The 818-nt window shown below is 56.8% G+C and carries 1 pseudogene; it reads right to left on the reverse strand.

Annotated elements, in window-relative coordinates:
- Nucleotides 1-107: 107 nt before the first annotated feature.
- A pseudogene (locus Z052_RS07100) lies at nucleotides 108-560 on the reverse strand (A/G-specific adenine glycosylase); the annotation flags it as partial.
- Nucleotides 561-818 lie beyond the last annotated feature (258 nt).

Raw genomic sequence — 818 nt, forward strand, 5'->3', positions numbered from 1 at the left:
ATTTGTGGGTAAGAGACAGCGCTAAAACGCGAGGCTTTCTCCTCGATTCTCCGTATCAAGAGCACTATCACTGCCGGGTAGATCTGTGAGCAGAGTACGAACGGGTGTTACCCTCGGAGCCGGACGCTCGTCTCATCCCCGGAGTCTTCGACCTCGACTAATCCGTCATCTGCCAAATCCGAAAGGAGCCCTCGAAGCCACTCGCGTCCGTGTTCGCCATCTGGCGAGTAATCGACGCGAATACGATGTCCGAGGGTATCGAGGCTTATCACGTCGCGCTCGCCGAGGAGCCGGACGATCCGACCGCGGAACTGCCGCCGGCTCCCCTCGAAGCTGGGCTGTTCGGGCACGTCGGGCGCGGTGAAATCGCCAGTCTGGTAGGCGTGGCACCACTCGCGCCACGGGCACCCCGCCTCGTCGCAGCTGGGGCTCTTCCCGCAGGCGACGCCGCCCAGTTCCATGACCGCGTTGTTCCACACCCGCGACTCGCCCGCCGGCATGAGCGCGGACGCGACCCGCTCGAACGCGTCGTCGTCGTCCGAGACGTCGAATGCCCGATAATTGCGGAAATGTATAATAGATCACAGCAGGATTTGTAGAAGAAATGTGATTGCAATCAAAAGCAATCCGGCGGTTCTATCGGTGATCCTTCGAATATCTCTCTCTTTATTGGTTTTGGCATCCTGTCCTTGTCGACACCGTCCGGAGAACCGGATGAATAGTGTATATCATTATAGTAGTCGATAGAACTTTTTACTCAGAGAGATATGTTGCCTGTAATGGATCACCTCAACGAGATCTCCGTCGAAGAACTCCAA

It is taken from the genome of Halorubrum sp. C191, from assembly GCF_002727095.1.
Classification (GTDB): domain Archaea; phylum Halobacteriota; class Halobacteria; order Halobacteriales; family Haloferacaceae; genus Halorubrum; species Halorubrum ezzemoulense.